Here is a 25703-nt window from a genome sequence, read left to right on the forward strand (position 1 = left end):
AATTAATCCCCAACTAAAAAATTAGCAGAGAACAAATACTATTGCAATATAATTTCAATAAAGCTCAAAATAATTCTTAAGGAGCAGGTTCAATAATCTAAGACAATAGAATTCAGATTTAACAAAAAAAGTAGTCAGGGAAAGAATTACACGAATACTTCTAGGCTAACACTAGTAGCCTTCTGGAGTTTATAGATTAAATTACTGAAGATTTATCCTAAATGAAATTCCTATATCACAGCCAACAAAATTACGATATCTAAAATAAATCTCATTAGAATAATCACGCAATTTTTCCATGCCTTAGGTCAGAAGGATAACTGTATACAAGCTCCACTGCTGTTGGGGAACGTCAGGGCGATGAAACGACCAGCTGGCGACGCTTTGCTATTGGGTATTTAAGCGACCATCTTCCATATGAATGAGTCGATCGGCGACATCTAGAACCCGATTATCATGGGTCACCATCAGGATCGTACAGCCCTGTTGCTTGGCTAGCCGTTGCATCAGTTCCACCACATCTCGCCCTGATTGTTTATCCAAAGAGGCGGTGGGTTCATCAGCCAGAACGATTTTGGGATAACTGACTAACGCACGTGCGATCGCAACCCGTTGCTTTTGCCCACCCGATAATTCTTGTGGACGATAATTAGCCCATTCTGCTAAGCCAACTTCAGCCAACATATCGATGGATCGCTGATACGCCACTTTCGCGTCGATCTCAACATGCAAATCCAAGGCCATTTGCACATTTTGTCGGGCAGTCAAGGACTGCAGCAAATTATGATCCTGGAAAATATAGCCAATATAGCGACGAACCTTGACCAGATCATGGGTGGTAGCCTTTCTAAGCTGTTGGTTCAAAACCTGTAAACTACCCATTTGGGTTGATCGAAGCGCACCAATTAGAGTCAACAGAGTTGTTTTCCCTGAACCTGAGGGGCCAGACATAATGACTACCTCTCCCGGATAAATATCAGCATCAATATCAAATAGGACTTGTTTACGCAGCCTGCCTCTACCAAAAAAATGGCTGACGTAATCAATGGTGATAACTGGCGAAGCACCCATGCCTAAAAAATATCGGCTGGATCAGCAGCCTGAACGCGACGCATCGCAATCCCCCCCGATATGACACACATGATCAAGGTCAAAACAAATACCGTAGCCACTCGATCGATGGTCATAAACATGGGCAAGGCAGTACCATCTCGAACCAGCTTGTAGAGACCTAAGCAGAGGGCAAATCCTGGAATAAATCCTAATACGGCCAGAATAAACGCTTCTTGCAAGACGACTGAATAGAGAAATCGACTTTTGTATCCCATGGCTTTCAGAGTGGCATACTCTGCCAAATGATCGGACACATCGGTATATAGGATTTGGTACACAATCACCATGCCCACAATAAATCCCATCAGGGTCCCTAGGGTGAAAATAAAACCAATGGTGGTACTCGTTTCCCAATACTCTCGTTCAAAGCGGACAAACCCTTGTTTTGAGAGCACAAGGACATCATCGGGCAAGGTTTTCTTCAGGGTAGACATGACTGAACTGGCATCTACTCCCGACTTGACGTTGATCAGACCAATATCAATCAATCCCAAGGTTCGCCCAGGAAATAACCGCAGTAAATTAACATCACTTGTAATCAGATTGCCATCGGCTGAGAAAGAAGCCCCCAACTGAAATAAACCTCCAACCGTAACTTTGCGACCCGAGACTTCTGTGAATAAGGTTTTTCCCGCTTTGAACTGTTCAGCAATCGGGCCATATTCGGGTCGAGAATTTTCATCAAACAGCACCACATCTGACAATTTGATTTGGTCGAGATACTCATCTACCCCTGGCAAGGAAAAGACGGCCTGGCTGGGGTCAAAGCCAATCACGAGTATCTGCCGAGTCTTGCGGGTTTCTGGGTTTCGCCAAAATCCAAAATCCAAATAGAGGGGCGTCACCGATTCAACTCCATCTATGCCTGCAGCCTGATAGAGTCGCCGACGGCTAAAGTTCTTAATGGCAAATAAGGTGGTTGTTTGGGGATTGATTAAGACAATATCTGTCTTGAGATTGACATGAAAATTAACTGCTGCAATAAACAGGGCTTCTTGAAAGCCTAGCTGCATCATCATTAAAATTACGGCAAATCCAATACCTGCCAACGCCACACATAGCCGCACCTTTTCACGGGCTAGCTGTAACCAAGCGAGGGGGATGGCCAGCAACATCTGAGCCGCCTACCCTTCGGTTTGAATCGCCACATTCACTTGCAGGTTAGTCAATCCGGAAACGGCAATACTGTTGTGAAGACGAACCTTAACTTCTACAACACGAGTATCGGTATTGGCCGCCGGATCCGTCCCTACCACATCGTTCTTATCAATCTTCAAACCAATTTTGTCGACGGTTCCTTCGATCTCGCCGTTAATGACGGGGCTGTTAATTTTGGCAGTTTGACCAATTTGAACTTGATTGATGTCTGTTTCATAAATTTCAGCCACCACATACATTTGCCGAGTATTGCCCATTTCGACAATCCCTTTTTGGTCTTCGCTGCCTGAAGTGGGGGCAGCGGGAACGGCTTCGCCTTCACGCACGTGTACTTCCAAGATTTGCCCTGCATTGGGAGCACGAATAATCGTGCGGGTCATCCGCGCCTTGGCAAGTTCTAGGTTACTTTTGGCAGAGGCTAAATCGATTTGCGCTTGGGATCGCAACGTCCCCACTTTAGTTCGAGTAATTTGAGCTCTGGCGTTGTTGCTATTGGTTTGCAGCTCTTCTTGCAGCATAGACAAAGTTGCGATCGCATTATTGAGTCTCTGCTGTTTACTCCGAAAAGAGAGAAATCGATCATCTAGTTCCTGCTTGGAAACCGCCCCCGCCTTCTGCAAATACTGATATCTTTTCAGGGTGATTTGAGCTTGCTCATACTCGACCTTAGATTGCTTAACTAGGGCATCTTGGGCCACAATTTCCCTAATCTTAGGATTCTCAGCTTGATTGCGGCGGGTTCGTGCTTCTTGTCCTTGAGCTTTGCCTAATTCACGCTCCGCAATAAACCGGTTTTGGGCTTCCAGTAAACGGCTCGCAGCAAGCTTGACTTCCGCTTGTCGCTCCGGATAGCTTTCTAAAAAGGCAATCGTTTCACCCTTCTCTAGCTGTTGGCCTTCTTTCACTAATAGTCGGAGAACCCTTTCTCCAGTAGGGCCACTGACTTGAAGCACCTGCCCGGCAGGTTCAATGCGGCCCAGGGCAGAAATAGCTGGGGATTTCTCAGAAGAAGGCTGTGAATCGTTGCTAGCCTGATTGGGCTGTTGCTGAAAAGCTTGGAAGACACCAATACTCCCGAACCCTAGAGCTAAAACAACAGCTCCAGAGATCATCCATTTCCCAGATGATTTTAGAAATGGTTTGTCTCCCACACCAATGGCTCAATTCAACATCTCCCAATTGTAAAGAATTTTTCCTCAATAATCTGTTTTCATTCTCTTAAATTAAATATCTTTACTCAGGCAATATTCGATCCTGGCAGCAACAGGAAGCTATAAACCCTTTCCTCACTCCATTTCTTGTACCTAAATGTACAAACACTTTCGTCTTTGTCCCTTAGAATGCAGAATATGCGTTCTAAGTAACTCAATGAAACCTTTTCTCCTTGGAGTGGCTCTATTTTCAACCCTCTGGATTTGTCCAGTTGCACAGGCAGAAAATCCTGAGCACCTCAAACAACTCATGAAATCGCAATCTTGCCCTAACTGTGATTTACAAGGTGCCGACTTATCGGCAATGAATTTGCGCAATGCTAATCTAGCTGGGGCTAATCTGACAGGCGCTAACCTTAATTTGGCCGATCTCACCGCAGCTAACTTGTCAAACGCTATTTTGACAGAAGCCAGCTTAGCGTGGACCAATTTTATCGATGCCGATTTAGAAGGGGCCAACCTTTCACAGGCTAAATTCGAAGGCGGAGAAAGACTAGGTCAAGCATTAAGTTTTGAAAAAGCGACCTTACCGGATGGAACGATTGCTTTTCCCTAAGTTCATTAAACCTATAAGCTTTCAGTCAAGGGGGCTTGTCTCCTTATCCCATGCTTTAGTTCAGCATCACTATTCTTTTCAAGGTTCAGTGGGCACTTTATAAAGTAGGCATTTTTGCCGGATAGGATAACTAGCCCTTTAGTATGTGTGGGGTATGTGATGAAACGAATAAATCTTCTAGGGTTACTAATGCCCTTTCAACTGATGACTGCTCCTGCTTTTGCAGCTAAGACCTGTAGTCCTTATCGAGTCAATTACGAAAGTGCCATCTCCCAGGGATTGATTACTCGACCTTCGTTAGTTAATAATGCGGGGCAATCCTGGAATTTATTTCAGGTAGCGATGCGGCGAAACGATCGCATCGAGGCAGCATCACGAGCAGCTCAATACCTGGTGATCTTGTCTGAGTATGCAGGTGATCGCCAAGCAAACCAGGCTCGGCATAACATTGAGCAAGAAATGGTGGGCTACTATCAACAGCCCGTAGAGGTGGCGATGCCCATGTTCGAAGTCATCCTTGAAAACAGTCCAGATTGCCTCAAGCAATAGGTTTACTCAAGTTGGGCAGATAACTCTTGCCTCAGGCGATAAAGCACCATCTGTGGTTGCAATTGCTTGAGAATATCTTGGATCAAGGTGCTAGCCCCCAAGGGGCTCCAAGTATAGCCATTGATCAAATAGGCTTGCGTTTGTTTACCCACCCGCTGAGCCCCATATAAACTAACCCCTGCTTGGAGGAGTCCTGTTCCCACCCAAGGCAAAAAACCTAGGGATATATGACTCACCCAATTAGATAGGGTAGGCGTACTCATTTCCACCACAACCAAACTGGCGAGACTCAACAAGATTTGGCCCCACAGTTGATTCACCTGATGCCGATGGGTTGGGAGGCGATAGAGTTTGACAAGCGTGCCGATCAAGAGCAAATCCGCTAGGAGACCGATGGTGACATCGAGGAAGGATAGGGGACAAACCGCAATTAGAGCCGCTTTTAAGCGAGCATATTGACCAATACAGGCTTTGCCCGATTGCGCCTCATAGGTCTGAACATGTTCCGCAATATCGCGTTCTACACTTTGGACTTGTAAAAGCGTATTTAAGACTAACAGTGTACGGCCTTCTCGCTGAATCAATTGGAGCAACGCCGATCGTAGGGGTTCAATATTAGCCGGTGGCGTTTCCCAATCGTTTGTAGTCCGACCATCCGGCCATTCAACGCGGATTTCCACAGGCGCTGGAGCAGCTGAGGTCAGTAAAATATCTTGCGGAGTCAGAACTTGTTGTAATGGCACTGCCAGACGTTCATAGACCCTGGCAGCATCTAAATCAGGATAGAGGTCTGCTTTATTCACAACAATCAAAAGGGGACGACCCGATTGTCGTAAGGCTTTGAGCGCTTCCAGCTCTAAGGCCGTGGGAGGACCCGCAATAATGAACAGAATCAGATCGGCAGCTTGGGCAATTTCCTGAGCCATTTGCGCTCGCCCCTGCCCCTCAATTTCGTCTAGGCCAGGGGTATCAATGAGCTCAATTTGTAAGTCAGATAGACCCTTAGCGATCTCCGGTGACCAACGAACCGAACGAGGCCATTGTGTTTCACCATTCAGGGGGCCTACAGGGAAAATAGGCTCAGCAAATAGAGCATTCAGAACAGCCGATTTTCCCCGACTCACAAATCCAAAAGTCGCAATTTGGAAGATGCCTTGATTGAGCTTCAAACTTAAGCCTGATAAGATGCCAAGCTGATTTTGCAGCTCTGTTTGCAGGAGAACTGGAAACGTCTCAACTTGCTTGATAACGGTTTGGATACTGAGATGAGCACGCTGATGAACCGTCACAGACTCACTGGCAGAGATATTCTCCCTAGGTGCAGACTGAACGTCCGGCGGGGACTGAGCCACGGCTTCTAGGATGCAGGAGCTTCTAATAATCCACCTTGACGGCGGAAACGACCAATAGACTGCTGAGCAAAGTCTTTAAGCGCATCCACCTTCTGATGTTCTTGAAAGACTTTTGCCACAATCTGCTTCAGCTTTTCAGGATCCCAATTCGATTCGGGAGCTGCTACAGCTAGATCACTCAGCTCTTGGAAGTGCTCTATCAAACTCAACCCGGCAATTCGCGTCAAATGGGCAGTACTCACCCCTTGAACCAGTCCTCCGGCGACAAAGGTAAAGTGGTGTCCTTTGAGCAAAGAGCTCAGGGCTTGAGTCGAGACTTCGACTAAACCTAGCTTGAGCATGGCCGTTGCTAAGGTACTCGCAACGGCTTGGGCTTGAGCCAAAGAAAACTTCAGATGATACAAAGACCCCAAATCCATTACCATTTTGGCGCTAATCGCAGCGGCAGCCAACATATCCAAAGTAGGAACGGGATTGGCAAAGGCAGTCGCCCCTGTAATCCACTGATAGCGCTCGATAATGGGGGCGGCATGCCGACGACGCACATCGTTCAGTTCAGCTTGTATCTGAGTTCGTAAAGCGACGGTCTGTTGATAGGTCTGGAACAAAATCAGCTGTGCTTTCTCAGCAGCCATCACTTGATCTAGACATTGAGTTAAGCCTGATAAATCTGGCTGGGGACGTTCTAGATCTTCTTGGCAGGAGCCATCCTCGCTGTAGCGACGGACCTTAACAGCTTGGGGATGGGCAGAAGTAGAAACAATATCTGACTCTGACAGCCAAGGCTGCAATCGTTGCTGCAATTTCTGCTGCAAAATTAAGCGCTGGGTCGGTAGGTATTGATCTTGCTTATTAAAAACCACCAAGACTCGCTGTTTATGAGCCTGCAATGTTTGTAAGCATTGATGTTCAGAGTCTGTTAAATCACCCTGAATGACGTAAAGGATGAGATCAGCAGCCATCACAGATGGAGAAATCTCTAAGGTCGCGGAATGAGATAGGCTCCCTATTTCAGTAATCACACAAGCCTCTTTCAAGGATTGATACCGGGTTTGTAGTAACTCCACCAACGTCGATTTACCGACTCCAGGCGCTCCCGCTACCAAAAGGTGAGGTTCCTGTCGATACAGATCTATTTTCCCGAGCTGTTCCTTAAAGGCTACAGATTGGGGAGTGGTTTCTGCAAGGGTTTCCAGCTGCTCAATCAACGACTCGCTAGTGGCCACTGCTTTTTCTAAAATGGGTCGAGAGACCTGAGTAGCATCTAGATCTGGGATTTGGCGTTTCAATCCTGGAAAGAATTTGAGGCTAACAGCCAAGCTACCTAAGCCTAGGACCATCCCAGCCGTTAAAAATTCAGAAAATCCGTGGTTGCCACCGGGAATCAAGAACCAAATGAACAAGACAAGGGTGCCAGCACCCCAAAAAATCCGTTGTGATGATTGAGCAGCCATAGACTTAGAGATCCTAAACAATCTTGACATCCCGTCCCCGCCATTTTCGCAGATTGCTAGGGAAAATGTCAGAGACTTTAAAAAAAGAATACCCCAGAGATAAATATCTCTGGGGCACCCTTAGCACTGGTGGCGGGGCACGGATTTGAACCATGGACCTTCGGGTTATGAGCCCGACGAGCTACCAGACTGCTCTACCCCGCGGCGCGAAACCTCAGTATAGACATCAATGAGTACACTTGGCAACTTATCCTTCCAGATTAGTAATTTATTTCTATCTCTTTAAGGATATTTAGGCAGAGTCCTGGGCTGAACAAGCTGCAAACCTGTTTAAAAATCTAGGTCCAGAATCGACCTAAAGACTGTATAGAATGGCTTTCAGATCGTCATTAGCTTTGACGAAAGCTCTAATATAGATGGATGATCTTGATGCACCCTTCAGAATTAATTTTTTTCGAGATTTTATTAAGTTACGTAAATACTCACGTTTTACCCCATGTTTGCTAGTGAATTGACCATTTATTCCATGAGCTTGGGCTTATAATCTTACACACCAAATTACTAAATCTAGGCTCAGCATAATGGCAATGGCTCAGTATAGGTTTATCAATAACCTACACTTTCGCAACTTTCAAGGCGATCTGCTGGGTGGAATGACTGCAGCGATTGTTGCATTACCCTTAGCCCTCGCTTTTGGGGTTTCCGCTACTGCAGATGTCCCCACTAACTCAGGTGCCATCGCTGGCTTATATGGTGCCATTGGTGTCGGTTTCTTTGCATCCCTTTGCGGAGGAACACCCTCGCAAATTTCGGGCCCCACGGGCCCCATGTCCGTCGTCATGGCAACCATTTTTGCAGCCTTGATGAAGGATGACCCCGAAACTGGACTAGCCATGGCCTTTACGGTCGTCATGATGGCGGGGTTGTTCCAAATTTTATTTGGGGTCTTGCGGCTAGGGAAATACATCACATTAATGCCCTACACCGTTATCTCCGGGTTTATGTCCGGCGTGGGTTTGATCATTATTACGCTGCAAATTGCACCGTTATTAGGCCATAACGCCTCTTCTAAAGTCGTTAGTGCGATTCAACAACTCCCAGGCGTGGTTATAGATATCAATCCTGTCGCCCTAGGCTTAGGACTGCTAACCCTTGTGATTGTGTTTGCAGCCCCGCCTCAATTGAATCGCATTCTGCCAGCACCACTCATCGCCCTGGTTGTCTGTACTTTAGTGTCGGTTTATGGCTTTCCCGATAGTGGTATTCCGGTGATTGGGCATATCCCTGCCGGTCTACCAGAGCCACATCTGCCAGTGTTCCAGATGAAATATGCCAAAACCATGCTGGGCTACAGTGTGATGTTGGCCATGTTGGGGTCCATTGACTCGCTCCTAACCTCATTAGTCGCCGATAACATCACTCATACTCAGCATGATTCCGATCGAGAACTAATCGGCCAGGGTCTAGGGAATCTTATGGCTGGGGTCATGGGAGGCTTACCGGGCGCGGGGGCAACGATGCGGACCGTGATTAATGCGAAGTCTGGCGGTCAAACCCCTTTATCCGGCATTATTCATGCGGTTGTGCTGGCCGTTATTGTCATCGGTGCATCCCCCATGACTGAACCGATTCCCAATGCTGTTTTAGCCGGAATTCTGATTAAAGTGGGGATTGACATTATTGACTGGAGTTTCCTCAAACGGGCTCACCGACTGTCCCTGAAAGGGGCAGGAGTCATGTATCTGGTCATGTTCTTGACGGTGTTTGTAGACTTAGTCACTGCGGTTGCCGTTGGTGCTTTTCTAGCTAATCTATTGACGATTAAGAGTCTGACTGATCTACAAGTACAAACCATGCGGACGATTACGGGCCCCACGGATGACCAGCAGATCAATCAGGCCGAGAAAGATATTATTACCAAAGCCCAAGGCCAAATCCTGCTCTTTTTCTTTAGTGGTCCCATGAGTTTTGGCGCAGCCAAGTCTATCTCTCAGCGACTATCTATTGTTAAAGCCTATAAAGTTTTGATTTTAGACATGAGTGATGTAACCCGAGTGGGAATAACGGCTTCTTTAGCCATCGAAAATATCCTCAAGGATGCGGAGAATACGGGGAAAGTGGTGTTTCTGGTGGGCGTACACGGCCAGGTTGCAGAACGTTTGCATCGGATTGAATCCATTCATAATCTCCCCAAAGATAGTTGGTTTAATCGTCGATTAGATGCTCTGAACGAAGCGGCTGCACTTCTCTATGTGCCCCTATCTCGCAGTCGGCTTCCTACCGAACCTGAGGTTTAGATTTCACTCAATAAAAAAATCTGCTGTTTAAAACAGCAGATTTTTTATTGAGTGAAATCCCGTAAAGAGACTAGCGGATATATTCTTTCAAAACGCTATTGCGGTTGGGATGGCGCAACTTACGTAGAGCCTTGGCTTCGATTTGACGAATGCGCTCACGGGTAACGTTAAAGATCTGACCAATTTCTTCTAGGGTCTTCATGCGTCCATCATCTAGGCCGTAGCGCAACTTCAATACATCACGCTCACGAGGGCTGAGGGTATCTAGAACTGTTTCTAGATCTTCGCGAAGTAAGCTCTTGGATACCTGATCTTCGGGTGTTTCACCATCCGACTCGATGAAGTCGCCTAAGCGAGAATCCTCTTCTTTACCGATGGGAGTTTCTAAGGAGATGGGTAATTGAGCTGACTTAGCGATGAAGCGCAACTTCTCGATGGTCATTTCCATACGAGTGGCAATTTCTTCTTCCGTGGGCTTGCGACCCATTTCTTGAGAGAGCAATTTGGTGGTCTTTTTGATCCGAGAAATGGTTTCGTATAGGTGAACGGGGAGGCGGATGGTGCGAGACTGATCTGCGATCGCACGGGTGATGGCCTGACGAATCCACCAGGTGGCATAGGTGGAGAACTTGTATCCTTTCTCGTGGTCGAATTTCTCAGCGGCTCGAATCAAACCGAGGCTACCCTCTTGAATCAGATCTTGGAAAGACAGTCCCCGATTCATATATTTTTTAGCAATGGACACAACCAGTCTGAGGTTGGACTGGACCATCTTGTCTTTAGCTCTGCGGCCTGCATGGAGACGATGACGGAAACGGTTGAGGGGCATATCAACTTCTAACGCCCACTCTTGAAGTTGAGGTTCACGTTCTAGCCGATCAAAGAGATCGTCATAGACACGCTCTAGCTCCAGCAAATCTGCAATCTTACGAGCCAGTTCAATCTCTTCATCAGCCCGGAGTAAGCGAATTCTACCGATTTCTTGTAAATACAGCCGGATGGAATCTTCCGTGTAATGCTTCTTTTTGGATTGACCACGACGACGGGCTGTACGAGCTTTAGTCGTTTTTCCACCATCGCCAGCTTGGTTATCCTCACTAGTGCTACTGGCAGCATCCTCAACTAGATTATCTAAATGATTAGCCGGAGCTTGGATAGCTTCTAGTACATTATTGGCTTGGGTCATGCCGGATTCCTCAATACTCCCTAATTAAGACGATAGGAGAACCATTATTTACTCACTACAACCGAATCTAACAAATTCAGTCAAGGATGTGGATTTAGACACCGAATCGGCTTGCCTCAACAGTATATGCAAGGCAATTCAAAGCCTAAGCGAAAGACCAAACACAGTCCTGCATTAGGCTTCGGCCATTCGACTATCGCTAAACCTCCACGATTGTAGCCTTTCTCACAAAAATTGGGGGAGTCTACAACGACTTCCACCGCAATTATGACTTAAACCTTTCAAAACGACATCCTTGCTCTAATTTCCAGAATGCGTTATGGAACACAGAGAAAGCCCCCTGCTGTCGTTTGAGCTTTATATCTCTTAGTAGAGCACTTTATTGATGTGGAGCACCACAATCGAGTGATCTAATTCACTTTGGCCTCAATAGGGTACGACCCATTGAGCACTAGATGTAGCGTATAGAAGCGGGATAAATTCACCAGATTTAGGGCTTGCATGGATTAATCTGTAGGTGAAAAAGCCCCAGGGAGACAATAGCAAAACTTAACTTTACTTGAATTATATTAAGATTTCTTAATTATCATAGTAGAGATTTTTCTAGCAAACCATAACACTGGAATTTAATCTGTGTTGTGAAGAACAATCTTTAACCTGTTAAAGAAAGGCGTCTTAAGCGAAGAGAATTGGTCACCACACTCACAGAGCTGAACGCCATCAGGGCTGCCGACGAGGCTGGGCTGAGCAAAATCCCAAATTTAGGTAAAAGGATGCCTGCTGCCACGGGCAAGCCGATGAGATTATAAATCAATGCCCAAAACAGATTCTGTTGAATTTTCCGAAAGGTTGCTCGGCTCAAACGCAAAACATCTACTAGACGATATAAAGGATTGGCATCTCCAGACATCAGGATAATTTGGGCCGTTTCTATCGCCACGTCTGTGCCCCCGCTCAAAGAAATACCAACATTGGCTTGGGCTAAAGCGGGGGCATCATTAATCCCATCCCCAATCATGCCGACTTGATGTCCTTGAGCTTGCAGTTCAGCAATAAAAGCAGCCTTGCCCCCAGGCGTCACACCAGCCTGCACTGCGGTCGGCTCTAAATCCAGTTCTTGAGCAACGATATGAGCTGTTGCGGCTTGATCGCCTGTTAACATCTGTATCCGCAATCCCAGGCGTTGGAGTTCTTTCAAAGTTTGGCCTGCTTCAGACCTCAGGGTGTCTTGAACGGCCAGTCCCCCTACATAGGTGTGGTCAACAGCCAAATGAATCAGGGTCTTGCCTGCTTGGGCCAACTGGTGTCCCTGGTGCTGATTTTGCTGGGGAATCAAGATTCCACAGTCTTGTAGCCATTGTGCTGAACCTAAACGAGCCAAGGCCCCATCAATCTGGCCTGTAACGCCACATCCAGGAACTGTTTCTAAGGCTGTTGCCGAGAGGTAGGCAAGGTCTTGGGCGTCAGCCTGTTCCACAATCGCTGTAGCCAGGGGATGTCGGCTGCCCTTTTCCAAGCTGGCAGCTAGCTGCAAAACGGTCTGGGACGAGAGGCCTTCCCCCAACGGAACAGGTAGACCTTCTGATACCCAATAATCTGTGACCTGTGGATGTCCTGTGGTTAGGGTGCCTGTTTTATCAAACACGAGGGTATCGAGGCGATCCACTTGTTCTAATACATCTCCCCCTCGAATCAACAGACCCCGCTCTGCCCCCAGGCTTGTTCCGACTAAAATAGCCGTGGGAGTCGCCAAGCCTAATGCACAGGGACAGGCGATAACGAGTACGGCAATCGCCAACTTGAGTCCAAGTAAAATGCCAGCGGCTTGAGGAGCCATCTCCGCTGCGACCCCGTTGGGACTATGCGTCATCGGCAGCGTACCTTGGGTTAGGACTTCAGGCCAAAGATGAACGCCAATCCCCACCCAGAACAGGAAGGTGAGGGTTGCGATCGCAAGGACGCCATAGGTGAAATATCCAGCCACCCGATCGGCAAATTGCTGAATCGGAGCTTTTCGAGTTTGGGCCGTTTCTACCAGATCAATAATTTGAGCGAGGGTGGTTTGTTGACCCGTGCGGGTCGCTTCGATGATGATCAGGGCCGATTGATTGAGGGTACCGGCGACGACATCATCCCCCACTATTTTAGGGACAGGCATGGCTTCCCCCGTTAACATGGCTTCATCCACCAGGGTGCTTCCCTCTAGGATACGACCATCTACAGGGAACTTATCCCCAGGCAAAACCTGCAGCCAAGCCCCTATCTGCACATCCCGAGCTGGGATTTCTACGAATCGCTCTGGCTGGACCTGTGGATTTGGGAGCCAGCGCGCCACCATCGGCTGTAAAGCCAATAACTTCTCCAGGGAAGTTTTAGTTCGCCCCCTAGCCTGGGATTCTAAAGCTCTCCCCAACAAAATCAGACCGACAATCATGACCGGCGCATCGAAAAAGCAGTCCCAATATAATTGCGGCCAGACAACGGCCACTACGCTGGCGAGATAGGCTGTCACGCTACCTAGACTAATCAGGGTGTTCATATTGGGGCGATTTTGCCACAGGCCTTGCCAGCCTTCCCGCAAAATGGGACGTCCAGGACCTAGCAGTGCTAAGGTTGCCAGTCCCCAGTGAAACTGAATGCTAGTGAGCCAGGGCAAGGTAAAACCAGGGATATGCCCCAAATGTCCCACCCCCGATAGCACAACTAATACAGTTGCCAGAATCAAGGGTTGAGTCTCTTTTAGCACCTGAGTGGGCGTTTCAGGCCCACCTTCTCGGTTTTGGACATGGCTGGGAAACCCTGCCGTGGTTAAGACTTTCGCTAAACTATCCGGCTCAATTTCTTGGGGGATATATTCAATGGCCGCCTGTTCAGTCACTAAATTGACCACCGCCGTTGCCACACCAGGCTGTTGCTGTAAGCGTTTTTCCACAGCTTGAACACAGCCGGCACATTTCATGCCGGAGACAGCTAAGACAATCTGCTGAGTAGAGGGGGGAGGAGATAGAGAAGTCATCAGTGTCTACCTTGACAAGATTGCCAAAGATTTATAGATAACAGCATGGCATCCATAGCTTGCCGCCGCTTGCTGCCCGATTGATTATATTGATTAAACATCAGACTAAACAGTACAGGTGAAGATTGGGGGTGTTGAAGGTAGCCCGTTAAGGTAGAGACTCCCCGCATGCCTCCACTCTTACTCCATAGGGTTGAGGCTGGATTTTGCCCAATAGAATCTTTGGGTAAAGACGCTTGAAAGTTAGAAGCGTGGGGAGATTTGAGGATGCCTTTTAAAGTTTGAGTTAAAGCCAGGGGACTGATCGAGTTCTGTCGGGATAAGCCAGAGCCATCGGCAACTGAATAGGTGGACGCCTTGACCCCTAGTTGGGTGAGGGTTTGCTTTAGAACCTTTAAACCTTGTTGATGGGTATTTTGTGAGGTTTGCTTCTGGGCCAAGGTGGCTCCCAGTGTTTTGACTAGGGCTTCAGCGTAGAGATTATTGCTCTCTTGGTTAGTGGTTTTAATAAGAGTAGTAAGGGGGGGAGATTGGATCTGCGTTAGGCGCTGTTCTGATTTGCCTTGTAGGACAGCATTTCGTTCTTTCTGGGTCGATAACAGCGACATGCGACCCACTTTAATGTTTTGAGTCGCCAAGATTGCTCGAAACCGCTTGAGTAAGAACCAACCTGGATCAACAACTGCCACAGCTGAGCGATCGTGAGGGGCACCGGCTCGGAGCTGTCCCATAATCTCAATTTCTAAAGTGTTTCCTTTGAGACGACGGACAATTTCTATATATTCCGGAGCATTTTTGCCAACCGTGCGGGTGCGATTAATCTGTCGCCAAGCACCAATGGGTTGAGGAGAAAGCCATTCGACTCGGAGGGGCTGGCCTAATGCTTGGGGCCAGATTTTTAGCTCATAGGCATTTTGATTGAGGATCAGGCTATTCACGGGAGCACCATAGCCCGCCTGTAGATCCTCCCATTCCCAAGACGGAACAATTCCTGGCCCTTGAAAATAGGTGTCATCTCCTAGAAGATGGTTAATTTGGCGGATGCCTTTTTGCTTGAGTTGGGTGGCAATTTTCTGTAGCTGCTGATCGGACAGGCTGGGATCGCCACGACCTAAAATTCTTAAATGCTCGAGAATAGGGCCAGTACCAGACCCATAAATATCGGTCTGAATTCGGAATTGAGGGCCTAGCTTGGTCAGGGCAGCAGCCGTAGTCATCACCTTCGTCGTCGATGCAGGAAGAAAATAGCGCTGTGCGCCTTGAGCATAGACGGGCTGAGTGGCTTGGAGGGGCTGAATCGCAATGCCTAGACGAGCTTTATTGAACAGGGGTTGAGATGCGATCTCATCCACGTCTCGCTTTAGTTGCGCCACGCACGGGGAGTTCAATGAGGGGGCACCGTGGGCACTGGCAAAGGAGGTACTCACCATCCAACTCACCCATACACCCTTAGTAATCTTATGCAGAGACATTCCACGCTTTCCTTATGCTAGAAGCCAGCTTAACGTGAATTAAGAAAAGGCCCATCCTGCCTTCAGACCGACTTTAGGATTGAGGGTTCCAACGCTTCCTCAAATTTGCCTCCATTTAGATATAGAAATAGGAGAATATAGGCATGCCCCATGCTGCCTTACCCGCCCTAATTCAGCGCATGCTGCAACCGGATTTCTATCCTCACCCGGTTCAAAACCCGGTGCAGCTTGTACAAACCCATATTTCCTATGTGTTTTTAACGGGCGACTTTGCTTACAAAGTTAAAAAGCCAACCCAGTTTGGATTGCTAGACTTTTCGACCCTAGAGCAACGAGCCTACTTCTGCCAGGAGGAGTTGCGTCTAAACCGCCGTCTGTCTCCCGATCTCTATTTGGCCGTCTTAACAATCTATAAAGAGGAAGAAGAGGGCAGCTACTGTTTAAATTCTCCCCCTTATCCTGGCGCTGAGATTGTTGACTATGTCCTACAGATGCGGCAGTTTGATCAAGATAGATTGTTCAGCCATCTATTAAATCAAGATCAGTTAACGGCAGCTCATCTGCAGCAACTCGGTCAGTTAGTAGCCCACTTTCATGCCGCTTCGGCGACCAGCCCCGCAATCCAGGCCAACGGCACCCTAGAATCCCTCCAGGCCATCGATGAAGAGAACTACACCCTAACCCAAGCATTTATAGGCAAGTCTCAAACCAAGGAACAGTGGCAACAGACCCGATCGTTTACCCAGCACTTCTGGCGAGATCATCAAGATTGGCTGCAACAGCGCCAAGGGAAAATTCGAGAATGCCATGGCGATTTACACCTCAATAATGTGTGTCTATATGCAGATCAAATCCAAATCTTTGATTGCATCGAATTTTGCCAAGAATTTCGCAATATTGATGTGATTTATGATGTGGCATTCATGGTCATGGATTTAGACTTTCATCATCGACCGGATTTAGCCAATATCTTTTTAAATACATACCTGGAAAAGACGGGAGATTATTCAGGGGCTTTACTGTTGCCGGCCTATTTAAGTATGCGAGCAACGATTCGCGGCAATGTAAATAGCATGACGGCCCAAAATACTGATAATTCAGGGCGTGATGAAGCATCTCCCTGGCAAATAGCCAAAGACTACTTTGCTTTAGCCCATCGATATACTCAGCTTCGACAAGGACAGATTATCCTCATGTCGGGTTTGTCCGGTTCAGGAAAAAGTACTGTAGCCCGTCGTCTTGCCCCTCAACTCCAGGCCATTCACATTCGTTCAGATGCCGTTCGCAAACATCTAGCAGGAGTTCCGTTAGATCAATCGGGTGTAGATCAGATCAATATCTATACATCAGCCATGACCCAACGCACCTATCAGCGCTTAGCTGAATGGGGAATCTCCCTGGCACAAATGGGATGGACCGTGATTTTAGACGCGAAGTACGATCGAGTGGAATTGCGTGAGCAGGTAATTGCCCAGTCTGAGTTGGCTCACATTCCGGTACAGATTTTATTCTGTACTGCACCGGTTTTGGAGTTGCGATCGCGGCTCCAAAACCGCCAAGAAGATATCTCCGATGCCACACCCGATCTTTTATCCAGCCAACAACAAACATTCCAACCCTTTACGGCTGAAGAAAAGCCCAAGTTGACTCAATTAGCGACCGAGCAAGATTTAGACGCCCAGTTAACATCTTTTTGCAAGCATCTCGCCAAAAAGGATAATGTCAGGTTAATCTGAGGGCAGTAGACAGCAAAAAAGATTATAGTTCAGTCAGAGTGTAAATCATCATTTGGCACTTACCGGCCTAGCTATTGCATATCTGAAGGCGGGGGGGAAACGCTCGAGTGCAGTAAATAAAAAGGACGATTATCCCTGTGGCAAACACGGCCCACCTCCGACTCATTAAACGCGGAGTTAAACATTGGAATAACTGGCGTAAAGAGAAGTTTTCCGATCAACCCGATTTGTCTGAAGCTGATCTCAGTGGGTTAGACCTGCGAGGGGTAAACCTGATTGGCGCGGACCTAAATCATGCGAATTTAACGGGTGCAGACTTAAGTGGGTCCTATTTGAGTGTTGCCAATTTATCCCATGCTTATCTCAGTGAAGCCAAGTTAACAGGAGCCAACCTGGGCAAAGCCAATCTAGAAGCAGTGGATCTAAGCTTTGCCAACCTAGAGCAATCCATTCTCATTGAAACCCGGCTCACAAAGGCGTTGCTCGTAGAAGCAAATCTGACCCAGGCCGTTCTCAATTTTGCAGATTTAAGCCGAGCCAACTTGAGTAAGGCGAATCTCCGTAAAGCGCATCTGATTAAAGCAGTCCTGCTAGAAGCGAACTTAAGTGATGTCAGCCTGAAAGGAGCCAATCTCAACCGAGCGCTGTTGAGTGAGGCAGATCTAACGCGGGCCAATTTGAGCAACATTAACCTCAGCAAAGCGGACCTCAGTTTTGCCCGGTTAATTGAGGCGGATCTACATGGTGCCAATCTCAACGGCATTATCCTAATTGAGGCCAATTTACGAGGGGCAAACCTCCAGGGCAGCACCTTGAAAAAAGGTCAACTCTGTCGGGCTAATTTGGGTGCTGTCGATTTAAGCAATGCTGATATCAAGAGCACCAATCTGAGTGATAGTGATTTAATTAATGCCAACCTCAGTAAGGCTTTGCTCATTGACACCAACTTGAGTGATGCCCAACTCGCGGGGGCCAATTGTCACAAAGCTAGCTTTCTCCATGCCAATCTCAATAAAGCGAATTTATGTGAGACCAACTTAACAGCAGCTGATTTGAGGGAGGCCGATTTGCGTAAGGCCGATCTGACCCGGAGCCAGCTCCAAGCAGCTAACTTATCCATGACGAATTTGACAGCCGCCTGCTTGGAAGAGATAGAGCTAAACCGTAGTACTAAGTTCGACCATACCATCTGCGAACATGTCTACTTGAGAAGGCATGAGCAAGATCGTCAGCCCAGTCACGGTAAATTTCTGGCTGGAGAACTCGCACAACTCCTATGGACCAGTTCTGAAACCATTAACCTGAACTTCCATAATGGGGTGAATTGGGCCGCCTTTGCCAATTCCCTGAAACGAATACAGCGCACCTATCCCCAGGCCCAAATGGGCATTCAATGTATTGAACATAAAGGGAATGGGGTCATCCTTGTGAAGGTTCATACAGCCCCTAATGTGGATCAAGAAAAGGTGCATAAGGAATTGATGCTCGCCTACGTCAACACCCGCCGCCAAATGAACCAAGACCAAAAAGCTCAGGGTATGGGTAAGGTGGCCACCCAAGAATCCTTGCAGCTACAAAATCCTCAAGACATCATCAACAACTTGTTTGACTTACTTAATCCAGCACTGAGTTCTTTACCTTAAATATCCACCATTAGCACCTAAGGTATGGGGCAATTTTTGCCATCGATCTCCATGAATGGAAATTTGGCTTAATAAATTTAGTCTTTGGCAAAAAAATACTTAGGATGATTGCAAGCTGGGGGCAACCAATCAATCCGGAGGAATTTTGTCATGCGCTGGAAAATGGGCCGACGAAGCAGCAATATAGAGGATCGGCGGGGTGGTTCTTCTATGCCAACGGCTGCAGGGGGTGGATTAGGCCTACTGGTGATCGCCCTGGTGGCGGCCTTTTTTGGTGTCGATCCCAGCTTGATTTTGGACCAAGCAAACCAGTTGGAGAATCAGCCGACCTCTTCGGCACCAGGAAATCGGCCTGCGGCTGAGAATGAGCTCGTAGACTTTGTCTCTGTCGTGCTTGCTGATACGGAAGACACTTGGGAGACTCTGTTTCGCCAAGGCGGGCAAACTTACCGAAAACCCAAACTGGTGTTGTTTTCAGGTCAGACTTCGTCTGCATGCGGTTTAGGGAAGGCGGCAATGGGGCCGTTCTATTGTCCTGCAGATCAGAAAGTGTATATTGACCTGAGCTTCTATAACGACCTGAAAGAACGACATCAGGCTCCCGGTGATTTCGCCCAAGCCTATGTGATTGCCCATGAGGTGGGCCATCATGTACAAACCCTACTCGGTGTTTCTCAAAAAGTATATGAATTGAGAAGTCGATTCAGCAAAGTAGAGGGAAACCAACTTTCCGTGCGTCAAGAGCTTCAGGCAGACTGTTTTGCTGGCATTTGGGCCCACCATGCCAATCGAACCCGCCAGATTTTGGAGCAGGGCGATGTGGAAGAAGCCTTAAATGCAGCTAGCAGCATTGGCGACGATCGCCTACAACAGCAAGCAGGCGGTCGTGTAACGCCAGAGTCTTTTACCCACGGCAGTTCTGCCCAGCGGGTGAAGTGGTTTAAGGTAGGCTTACAAAAAGGAAGCCTCAAAGATTGTGATACCTTCGCCACACGCAATCTCTAGAGAATGCTGTATGGAATCCTTCTCTGACTCCTAAGCAGCTTGCCCCCAACGAGGTGACAAATTATGAACTCTAGGTGGAGGGGCTTTGCTAGAAGTCACTTCGTAGAGTTTAGGGATTTCTTTGCTGCTATAAACTCGAAATTCTTTTTGAATCGTTGTTTCAGTAGAGCGAACCGCTTGATTGAGGACAATTGAGCCGTCATCATCAGAAATTGAGCGATGAAACGTGCCTGGTGGGATTCGCAAAATCTCCTTACCTGCTTCCAATCTAACCATATGGAATGGGACTTCCCATTGAAAATTGACTAGATAGAATGTACGGCCACCGGATAAAGCGAGTAAATTATCTTCTTGATTGGGATGTAGGTAAAACTGCCAAAAATCATCGGCAGTATTGTGGGGGCTAATCGCTGGCCCCTCGTGATAAACCAGGTCTCGGGCATTGGACTTAGAAATGGTGACATCAAAAAACCGAACCTTAGGGGTGTCACGAAATCTCTCGTAGGAGATGAGCTCAAACATAGATCTAAAATGTTATTTCAACCAGACTGCGATTAAGAAAAATCAACGCAAAAAAGTCGATCTTCCCTATAAAGGAAAAACCAACACGAACGCTTTACATATATTTATGCTTTTTGGAACATCAGAAAGTAGCTAATTACACAATTTATAAATTGCGAAAATAGCATTGATCTATTGAAAATTATGCATAATCCCTGAATATTCTCCTGAATTAGATTCATGTCTGAGTATGAAGCGTTCTTTTCGAACTGGATGAGTCAACTGGCATGAGCTGCAACGAATCAGGGGTCCGATCCACAAGAATTTTGTGACTAGACGTTCGTTCGCAGGCTCGACTTGGCCATACTAAGGACAGTGTTTACTCAGATTTAGGATTGGATGTAGTGTGATTGCCACCTCCCTAGAGATACCCCAAATATTGATTCAGACTGGGAGTAGCTGCGAACCCTTTGAATTTCAATCCGGTTTAGAGTGGACGGTGGGGCGTCATCCCAGTAATCCAATTCAACTAGGCGATCGCTGCGCGTCTCGTCAACATGCCAAGCTCGTTAAGCTGCAAGACCAACATTATTGCTATGTCGACCTCAATAGCCGCAATGGCTCAAAATTTCGGGGTCGTTCAGTCAAGCAACCCGTCTTGCTTCAAAATGGCGATCGCATCAAAATTGGTGATACCTATCTGATTTTTCAAGATATTCCGACCCATCGAACGACAGGCCATGGCACATCTGATCAAGCCCAGGTCTTGCTCCTACAAGGGGATGCGCTACAAGGTAAAATCTGGCAAACGGTTTTGCGATCGCAAACCATAGACAGCTATTGGGAATCAGCTGAAATAGATTTAAAAGCCTATCTACCTCGACGAGTAGCTTCCGGCTCACTGCCTCAATTACTGATCCTCGATACTCAAGTTTTCGGGGATCAAACCTACGAAGTCTGCGCTTGGTGCGCTCAAACCTTCCCGCAACTGAAGATTATCGTTAATAATAGCCAAGAACGCCAAATCCTAATGGCTGAGCGGCAAAAAGCAGCACAATCAGGCTGTTTAAACTGGTTCCCAGCATTCCGAGAACCCAAGCTGATCGATAATGTTGCGGGAATTGTGGTGCAGGCCAACGGAGTCATGAACATCCTGGGCGGCACCCTCCGCCAAGACAAGTTATTCACAGCCTTAAAGTCCTTTGAACAACTGCTGGGGGAAGTCGCTTTTCTACAGCCACCCCCCAAACCGGTTGAACAACCTCAACCCTCTCAGGCATCAGATCTTGCTGCCCAAAATGGCGACCTAACCCAGGTCACCCGAGTCAGCCGCAAGGGCTAATTCAGCTTGCAAAAAGTCAATAAATTGACGAGCCGTGCGACCGGAGCGACCATTGTGTCGAGTCGCCCATTGCAAAGCCCGAAATTTCAGATCTGCTTCGTCTAGAACCAGATTCGCTTTGCCGGCGAGATGAAACACCATCTTCAGATAGGTCTCTTGATTGGCAGGGGTAAAGGTGAGGGTAAGGCCAAAGCGATCGCTGAGGGACAATTTTTCCTGAACTGTGTCCCAAGCATGGATTTCATCCCCATCACTTGGGCTGGGCCGATCATCAAAGAACTCCCGAATCAAATGCCGACGATTGGACGTGGCATAGACAATTACATTATGGGGGCTAGCGGCAACATGACCTTCTAGAACCACTTTTAAGGCTTTATAGCTCTCCTCGTCTTCCTCAAAAGAGAGGTCATCCACAAAAATGATGAACTTTTGCGGACAGTTCTGAAGCGATTCCAAGATCTGAGGCAACTCAATCAAGGCAGATTTACAAACTTCAATTAAACGCAAGCCCCGATCGCCATAAAGGGGTAATAGGGCTTTAATCATGGCCGACTTACCTGCTCCTCGACTGCCATAAAGCAAGATATTCAGGGCAGGATACCCCCGGAGCAGTGCTTCTGTATTGTTCAGCAACTGATCCCGCTGATCTTCGTATCCCACCAACGCATCCATGGCAATCTCATCCGGATAGGGATGGCCTTGGAGTTGGCCTTCATGCCAGCTAAACGCCCGATATTGAGCCATCAATCCACAACCCACTTGGCGGTGATACTCAGCTAAAGCAGGCAATGCATCAGCCCAGTGGTCATACTCTTTTAAAAAAGCAACGGTCTGAGAATCATGGGTTTGAGTGGTGCTAGGTAAGGCCGGTAAGACAGGTCCTCCTAGTTGGCCAATGGCTTGGGGGAGATCGTCTACATGCCATTGCCAGAGTTGCTGTAGCACCGTCAAATCATACTGAACTGCCTCTAGAAGTTCAGCAGGAAGTTGCTCCAGGGGGTGATGCTGAACTTGCAAAGTAAAGGGATTGTCGGACTCCAAAATCCGTTGTACTAAGTAATCCCGCCAGCTTTTGTGAGTCGCTGATAAGGCCTTAAATAACTGTCCATAGGCCCAGAGAACCTGAGATAGATTCTGCTCAGGCTGTTGCATGGCACTTAAAACTGAGAAAAAAGCTTGCCCCACCTCATCCTCCCAAACGGATGAATAGAGCAATAAGGACGCTACCTGCTGTTCAAGAATTGCCCATTGAGATTCAGGGAAGGTATTTGGCCGATCAGATACCAAAATATGACCAGAGAAGTTTACTGCTTCAGTTTATTTCACCATGCTGTGCTGATTCGCAGCCCACTCTGCCATGGTTGACTGGTTCATGCTTGCATCCCCTATGGCTCAGAGGTCCCAACCACTTGCACCAGCGGGTAACTGCCAAATACTTTGAGAACTTCAGTGTGCGAGGTTAATTCATCTAGAGCAGATTGAAAAAAGCTGGTATGTAAGTCAGCCTCTGCATCCACAAAAAATACATATTCCCCCAAGGAACGCTTGCTGGGACGAGATTCAATCCGACTGAGATTAATATGTCGGTCATTGAAAATCTTCAGGGGCTGCAGCAAAGCACCGGGAACATTCGCAGGCAAGCTGAAGGCTAAAGACGTATACACCGGGCTACCTTCTGGGGCAGTGATGGGATAAGGCGTATCTTTTTGACTCACGATCCAAAATCGGGTGCAGTTATCAGGATGATCTTGGATAGACCGCTGAATCACCGGCAATTGGTACAGTTGAGCCGCTCGTTCCGACGAGATCGCCGCAATCGAACCATCCTCATCCACATAGTTAAGGGCCTCGGTCGTAGAGCTGGCTGGCACCAAGGTCGCTTGAGGCAAATTGTTTTTCAGCCAAGTCTGACATTGTCCGAGGGCTTGGGGATGGGAATAGACCGCTTGAATGGACTTTAATTGTTGCGCTTTGGCGATCAAAACATGCTCAATGGACAATACCAAAGCTTGACGAATCTGCAGAATTTCTAACTGCCAGACGGTGTCTAAGGTAACGGAGACACTGCCTTCAATTGAGTTTTCTACGGGAGAAACAGATAGTTTGGTATCGCCAGCAGCTGTAGATTGCAGCGCTTGGGCAATACTGGGACAGGGACAGAGGATGGGGGTCGGTTGTTGAGTGAGTTTAGCGTACCAATCCGCATATGCGATCGCAGCTTGTTCTGCATAGGTTCCTGCAGGCCCAAGATGGGCAATGGAAAGCGCCATAGACATCCCTGATCATTACAGACAGTTTATCTGGGTTTGTGAAAGTTCATCTGAGGAATCTACCCACGAATAAACCAAAGAAATGTAAAATTACCTTAACAGTCCCGTCACGCTCTCGTTTATGCAACTTAACTTTGCAGCCTCCCATTCCGTCTTAATCACTGTTCCAGACGCATCTGTACCCATTCAGCATTATTTGCGCCAGCCCCGTCGCTTGGTTTATGCCCTCACAGATCGTAGCCGAGTTGAGCGTCTTGCTGATGACTGTTTCCGGCTTACCATGCGCCCCCGAGAATTTCTGGCCATGAGTTTTCAGCCTGTCGTCGACCTGAAGGTATGGGCAGAACCCAACGGCACCGTACATTTACAGTCTGTTGGCTGTGAAATTCGCGGTATTGAGTATATTAATAACCGTTTTGATCTCAAATTAAACGGCAAACTATATCCCCTAGCTACCGATGGCCCAGCCCAACTGATGGGTAAGGGAGATGTCAGTGTGAGCGTTGAACTCCCCCCACTTTTTTGGATGACCCCGCAACCGATCTTAGAAGCAGCGGGCCAGCGGATTCTGCAAGGCATCTTTTTAACCTTCAAACAGCGACTAGGACATCAGCTTGTTGAGGATTATTTAAGGTGGGCAGGCACCTCTCAACCTTCTGAGACGGATACCGTTCGTAACTTATCGGCGAACCCTTCGACCTTCTAAAATCCCTAGAAAGTCATGAAATAACTTGATTGCGACCTTGTTGTTTGGCTCGATAAAGGGCAGCATCCGCCGCTTCAAGTAACTCTGTTTGAGACTGTTGGGTATTGGGGATGAAAGCTGCCACCCCTAAGCTCAGGGTAACCTGATCGCTAGCAGATGAAGCCTTATGGGGAATCATTAGGGTTTCATCTGCCGTCCGTACAATCTCAGCAATGTGGGCTGCACCAGCGAGGGGCGTATTCGGAAGCAACACCACAAACTCTTCCCCACCATAGCCTGCATTATTCATGAGAGGTTCTCTTCAGGAAATAAAGAGAACTTGGCTATCAATCCAAATTGGTTTTAGTGCCAGCCTTCTTGGTAATGATCAGGAGAGAAAAATATGGCAATTCTAAGTCTGGATATTGCTCAAGATTAGGGTAGATTTCTTGCTCATCAGTACTGGCTCGGATGACGATAGAACTAGACTGTAAGAGGTTGTGTTGTTTTAAAATTTGCCAAACCTTGGGATAGACACTGCTCACCTTTAGCAAGACCACCACATCTGCCCACGTTAATGCTTCTGTTAAATTTTCAAGTCTTTGTAGTGTCGGTAATATGGCCAATCGATCTCGCTGATAGGTCAGGGGAAGATTCAAGGCGGCAGCTGCGGCCATCGGTGAACTAATCCCCGGAATACGCCGGATTAGAGCCTTGGGCTGGAGGTTAGTCAGGGTATCAGCTAGATAATTAAAAGTGCTATACATGCCAATATCACCTTCACAGGCAAAGGCAATATCCTGCCCGTTGCAAAGGAACTTCCAAACGGTTTTTGCCGCTCGCTGCCAAGCTTCGTGCAGTTGTTCAGGCTCCTGAACATAAGGAAAGATTAGGGGTAGTCGATATTGTGAAGACAGCCAAGGCGTAATAATTTGTTCGGCAATTCCAGGGTTACCATTAAGGCCCGCAGGATAGGAAACAATAGGGCATTGCTGGAGACACTTGAGGCCTTTAACACTAATTAATTCGGAGTCTCCAGGGCCTACACCAATCCCATATAATGTGCCAATCTGAGGGAATGTCACCAAAATAATGTCGTCTCTCAATAGTGATAACAAAGTGATGGGTCATTGCCATCAAAGCTTGAGTTCCTAGGG

Annotated in this window: 21 protein-coding genes and 1 tRNA gene; 8 read left to right on the top strand and 14 right to left on the bottom strand. The window is 47.5% G+C overall.

The window, feature by feature from the left end; genetic code table 11:
* Positions 1–387: 387 nt before the first annotated feature.
* Genes HRE53_RS07135 through HRE53_RS07145 form a run of 3 tightly spaced genes read right to left on the bottom strand, consistent with a single transcriptional unit; the run spans position 388 to position 3383 of the window.
* Complete coding sequence (locus HRE53_RS07135) at positions 388–1071, bottom strand: DevA family ABC transporter ATP-binding protein (RefSeq protein ID WP_235109703.1); 684 nt, start codon at positions 1069–1071, stop codon at positions 388–390.
* A 2-nt stretch (positions 1072–1073) separates the two neighbouring features.
* Positions 1074–2228: an ABC transporter permease DevC gene (gene devC / locus HRE53_RS07140; RefSeq protein WP_235109704.1), complete on the bottom strand. Its 1155-nt coding sequence runs from the start codon at positions 2226–2228 to the stop codon at positions 1074–1076.
* Between the two features lie 9 nt (positions 2229–2237).
* Entirely contained in the window at positions 2238–3383 is a 1146-nt protein-coding gene (locus HRE53_RS07145; RefSeq protein ID WP_235109705.1) for an HlyD family efflux transporter periplasmic adaptor subunit, read from the bottom strand.
* A 256-nt stretch (positions 3384–3639) separates the two neighbouring features.
* Here HRE53_RS07145 and HRE53_RS07150 point away from each other — a divergent pair, with 256 nt between their 5' ends.
* Both HRE53_RS07150 and HRE53_RS07155 read left to right on the top strand, forming a co-directional pair.
* Entirely contained in the window at positions 3640–4038 is a 399-nt protein-coding gene (locus HRE53_RS07150) for a pentapeptide repeat-containing protein (protein WP_235109706.1), read from the top strand.
* 159 nt (positions 4039–4197) lie between these two features.
* Positions 4198–4587, top strand: a complete 390-nt coding sequence (locus HRE53_RS07155) for a hypothetical protein (protein ID WP_235109707.1) — start codon at positions 4198–4200, stop codon at positions 4585–4587.
* A gap of 2 nt (positions 4588–4589) precedes the next feature.
* Here HRE53_RS07155 and HRE53_RS07160 read toward each other — a convergent pair whose 3' ends face one another.
* From HRE53_RS07160 to HRE53_RS07170, 3 genes are all read right to left on the bottom strand, one after another.
* On the bottom strand, positions 4590–5939 hold the full coding sequence (locus HRE53_RS07160; RefSeq protein WP_235109708.1) for a GTP-binding protein: 1350 nt from the start codon (positions 5937–5939) through the stop codon (positions 4590–4592).
* A gap of 5 nt (positions 5940–5944) precedes the next feature.
* Positions 5945–7393, bottom strand: coding sequence for a YcjF family protein (locus HRE53_RS07165; protein WP_235109709.1), 1449 nt, complete (start codon positions 7391–7393; stop codon positions 5945–5947).
* Between the two features lie 127 nt (positions 7394–7520).
* Positions 7521–7597: transfer RNA gene (locus HRE53_RS07170), tRNA-Met, on the bottom strand.
* A 377-nt stretch (positions 7598–7974) separates the two neighbouring features.
* Here HRE53_RS07170 and HRE53_RS07175 point away from each other — a divergent pair.
* Entirely contained in the window at positions 7975–9690 is a 1716-nt protein-coding gene (locus HRE53_RS07175) for a SulP family inorganic anion transporter (RefSeq protein WP_235109710.1), read from the top strand.
* Positions 9691–9760: 70 nt separating this feature from the next.
* Here HRE53_RS07175 and rpoD read toward each other — a convergent pair whose 3' ends face one another.
* From rpoD to dacB, 3 genes are all read right to left on the bottom strand, one after another.
* Positions 9761–10876: an RNA polymerase sigma factor RpoD gene (gene rpoD, locus HRE53_RS07180; RefSeq protein WP_212662833.1), complete on the bottom strand. Its 1116-nt coding sequence runs from the start codon at positions 10874–10876 to the stop codon at positions 9761–9763.
* Positions 10877–11528: 652 nt separating this feature from the next.
* Positions 11529–13892 (bottom strand): cation-translocating P-type ATPase, encoded by a 2364-nt coding sequence (locus tag HRE53_RS07185; protein ID WP_235109711.1) that lies wholly within the window; start codon positions 13890–13892, stop codon positions 11529–11531.
* On the bottom strand, positions 13892–15364 hold the full coding sequence (gene dacB, locus HRE53_RS07190) for a D-alanyl-D-alanine carboxypeptidase/D-alanyl-D-alanine-endopeptidase (protein WP_235109713.1): 1473 nt from the start codon (positions 15362–15364) through the stop codon (positions 13892–13894). The genes HRE53_RS07185 and dacB overlap by 1 nt, the downstream gene beginning before the upstream one ends.
* 143 nt (positions 15365–15507) lie before the next feature.
* On the opposite strand from dacB, the gene HRE53_RS07195 reads away from it, so the two are divergent.
* From HRE53_RS07195 to HRE53_RS07205, 3 genes are all read left to right on the top strand, one after another.
* Positions 15508–17100 carry a bifunctional aminoglycoside phosphotransferase/ATP-binding protein gene (locus HRE53_RS07195; RefSeq protein WP_235109714.1) on the top strand — a complete coding sequence of 531 codons (1593 nt, stop codon included), beginning with the start codon at positions 15508–15510 and terminating at the stop codon, positions 17098–17100.
* A gap of 137 nt (positions 17101–17237) precedes the next feature.
* Positions 17238–18743: a pentapeptide repeat-containing protein gene (locus HRE53_RS07200; RefSeq protein ID WP_235109715.1), complete on the top strand. Its 1506-nt coding sequence runs from the start codon at positions 17238–17240 to the stop codon at positions 18741–18743.
* A 150-nt stretch (positions 18744–18893) separates the two neighbouring features.
* A complete protein-coding gene (locus tag HRE53_RS07205; protein WP_235109716.1) occupies positions 18894–19748 on the top strand; it encodes a neutral zinc metallopeptidase in 855 nt (284 codons plus the stop codon).
* Between the two features lie 30 nt (positions 19749–19778).
* On the opposite strand, the gene HRE53_RS07210 is transcribed toward HRE53_RS07205, so the two are convergent.
* Positions 19779–20270, bottom strand: coding sequence for a redox protein (locus tag HRE53_RS07210; RefSeq protein ID WP_212662839.1), 492 nt, complete (start codon positions 20268–20270; stop codon positions 19779–19781).
* Between the two features lie 385 nt (positions 20271–20655).
* Between HRE53_RS07210 and HRE53_RS07215 the strand changes: the two genes are divergently transcribed.
* On the top strand, positions 20656–21591 hold the full coding sequence (locus HRE53_RS07215) for an FHA domain-containing protein (protein ID WP_235109717.1): 936 nt from the start codon (positions 20656–20658) through the stop codon (positions 21589–21591).
* On the opposite strand, the gene HRE53_RS07220 is transcribed toward HRE53_RS07215, so the two are convergent.
* Positions 21556–22878, bottom strand: coding sequence for an ATP-binding protein (locus HRE53_RS07220; protein ID WP_235109718.1), 1323 nt, complete (start codon positions 22876–22878; stop codon positions 21556–21558). The two genes, HRE53_RS07215 and HRE53_RS07220, sit on opposite strands and share 36 nt — an antisense overlap.
* Positions 22879–22976: 98 nt before the next feature.
* Complete coding sequence (gene pheA / locus HRE53_RS07225) at positions 22977–23861, bottom strand: prephenate dehydratase (protein ID WP_235109719.1); 885 nt, start codon at positions 23859–23861, stop codon at positions 22977–22979.
* A gap of 121 nt (positions 23862–23982) precedes the next feature.
* On the opposite strand from pheA, the gene HRE53_RS07230 reads away from it, so the two are divergent.
* Positions 23983–24567: a DUF1997 domain-containing protein gene (locus HRE53_RS07230; RefSeq protein WP_235109720.1), complete on the top strand. Its 585-nt coding sequence runs from the start codon at positions 23983–23985 to the stop codon at positions 24565–24567.
* Between the two features lie 13 nt (positions 24568–24580).
* On the opposite strand, the gene HRE53_RS07235 is transcribed toward HRE53_RS07230, so the two are convergent.
* Both HRE53_RS07235 and HRE53_RS07240 read right to left on the bottom strand, forming a co-directional pair.
* Positions 24581–24856, bottom strand: coding sequence for a diguanylate cyclase domain-containing protein (locus HRE53_RS07235; protein ID WP_235109721.1), 276 nt, complete (start codon positions 24854–24856; stop codon positions 24581–24583).
* 37 nt (positions 24857–24893) lie between these two features.
* Complete coding sequence (locus HRE53_RS07240; protein ID WP_235109722.1) at positions 24894–25631, bottom strand: precorrin-2 C(20)-methyltransferase; 738 nt, start codon at positions 25629–25631, stop codon at positions 24894–24896.
* Positions 25632–25703: the final 72 nt, after the last annotated feature.

The organism is Acaryochloris sp. 'Moss Beach', from assembly GCF_021497025.1.
Lineage (GTDB): Bacteria > Cyanobacteriota > Cyanobacteriia > Thermosynechococcales > Thermosynechococcaceae > Acaryochloris > Acaryochloris marina_A.

Excerpts from the sequence above, each read along its gene's own strand:
- HRE53_RS07135 (WP_235109703.1), bottom strand. The coding sequence starts at position 1,071 with ATGGGTGCTTCGCCAGTTATCACCATTGATTACGTCAGCCATTTTTTT.
- devC (WP_235109704.1), bottom strand. The coding sequence starts at position 2,228 with ATGTTGCTGGCCATCCCCCTCGCTTGGTTACAGCTAGCCCGTGAAAAG.
- HRE53_RS07145 (WP_235109705.1), bottom strand. The coding sequence starts at position 3,383 with ATGATCTCTGGAGCTGTTGTTTTAGCTCTAGGGTTCGGGAGTATTGGT.
- HRE53_RS07150 (WP_235109706.1), top strand. The coding sequence starts at position 3,640 with ATGAAACCTTTTCTCCTTGGAGTGGCTCTATTTTCAACCCTCTGGATT.
- HRE53_RS07155 (WP_235109707.1), top strand. The coding sequence starts at position 4,198 with ATGAAACGAATAAATCTTCTAGGGTTACTAATGCCCTTTCAACTGATG.
- HRE53_RS07165 (WP_235109709.1), bottom strand. The coding sequence starts at position 7,393 with ATGGCTGCTCAATCATCACAACGGATTTTTTGGGGTGCTGGCACCCTT.
- HRE53_RS07175 (WP_235109710.1), top strand. The coding sequence starts at position 7,975 with ATGGCAATGGCTCAGTATAGGTTTATCAATAACCTACACTTTCGCAAC.
- rpoD (WP_212662833.1), bottom strand. The coding sequence starts at position 10,876 with ATGACCCAAGCCAATAATGTACTAGAAGCTATCCAAGCTCCGGCTAAT.
- HRE53_RS07185 (WP_235109711.1), bottom strand. The coding sequence starts at position 13,892 with ATGACTTCTCTATCTCCTCCCCCCTCTACTCAGCAGATTGTCTTAGCT.
- dacB (WP_235109713.1), bottom strand. The coding sequence starts at position 15,364 with ATGTCTCTGCATAAGATTACTAAGGGTGTATGGGTGAGTTGGATGGTG.
- HRE53_RS07195 (WP_235109714.1), top strand. The coding sequence starts at position 15,508 with ATGCCCCATGCTGCCTTACCCGCCCTAATTCAGCGCATGCTGCAACCG.
- HRE53_RS07205 (WP_235109716.1), top strand. The coding sequence starts at position 18,894 with ATGCGCTGGAAAATGGGCCGACGAAGCAGCAATATAGAGGATCGGCGG.
- HRE53_RS07210 (WP_212662839.1), bottom strand. The coding sequence starts at position 20,270 with ATGTTTGAGCTCATCTCCTACGAGAGATTTCGTGACACCCCTAAGGTT.
- pheA (WP_235109719.1), bottom strand. The coding sequence starts at position 23,861 with ATGGCGCTTTCCATTGCCCATCTTGGGCCTGCAGGAACCTATGCAGAA.
- HRE53_RS07230 (WP_235109720.1), top strand. The coding sequence starts at position 23,983 with ATGCAACTTAACTTTGCAGCCTCCCATTCCGTCTTAATCACTGTTCCA.
- HRE53_RS07235 (WP_235109721.1), bottom strand. The coding sequence starts at position 24,856 with ATGAATAATGCAGGCTATGGTGGGGAAGAGTTTGTGGTGTTGCTTCCG.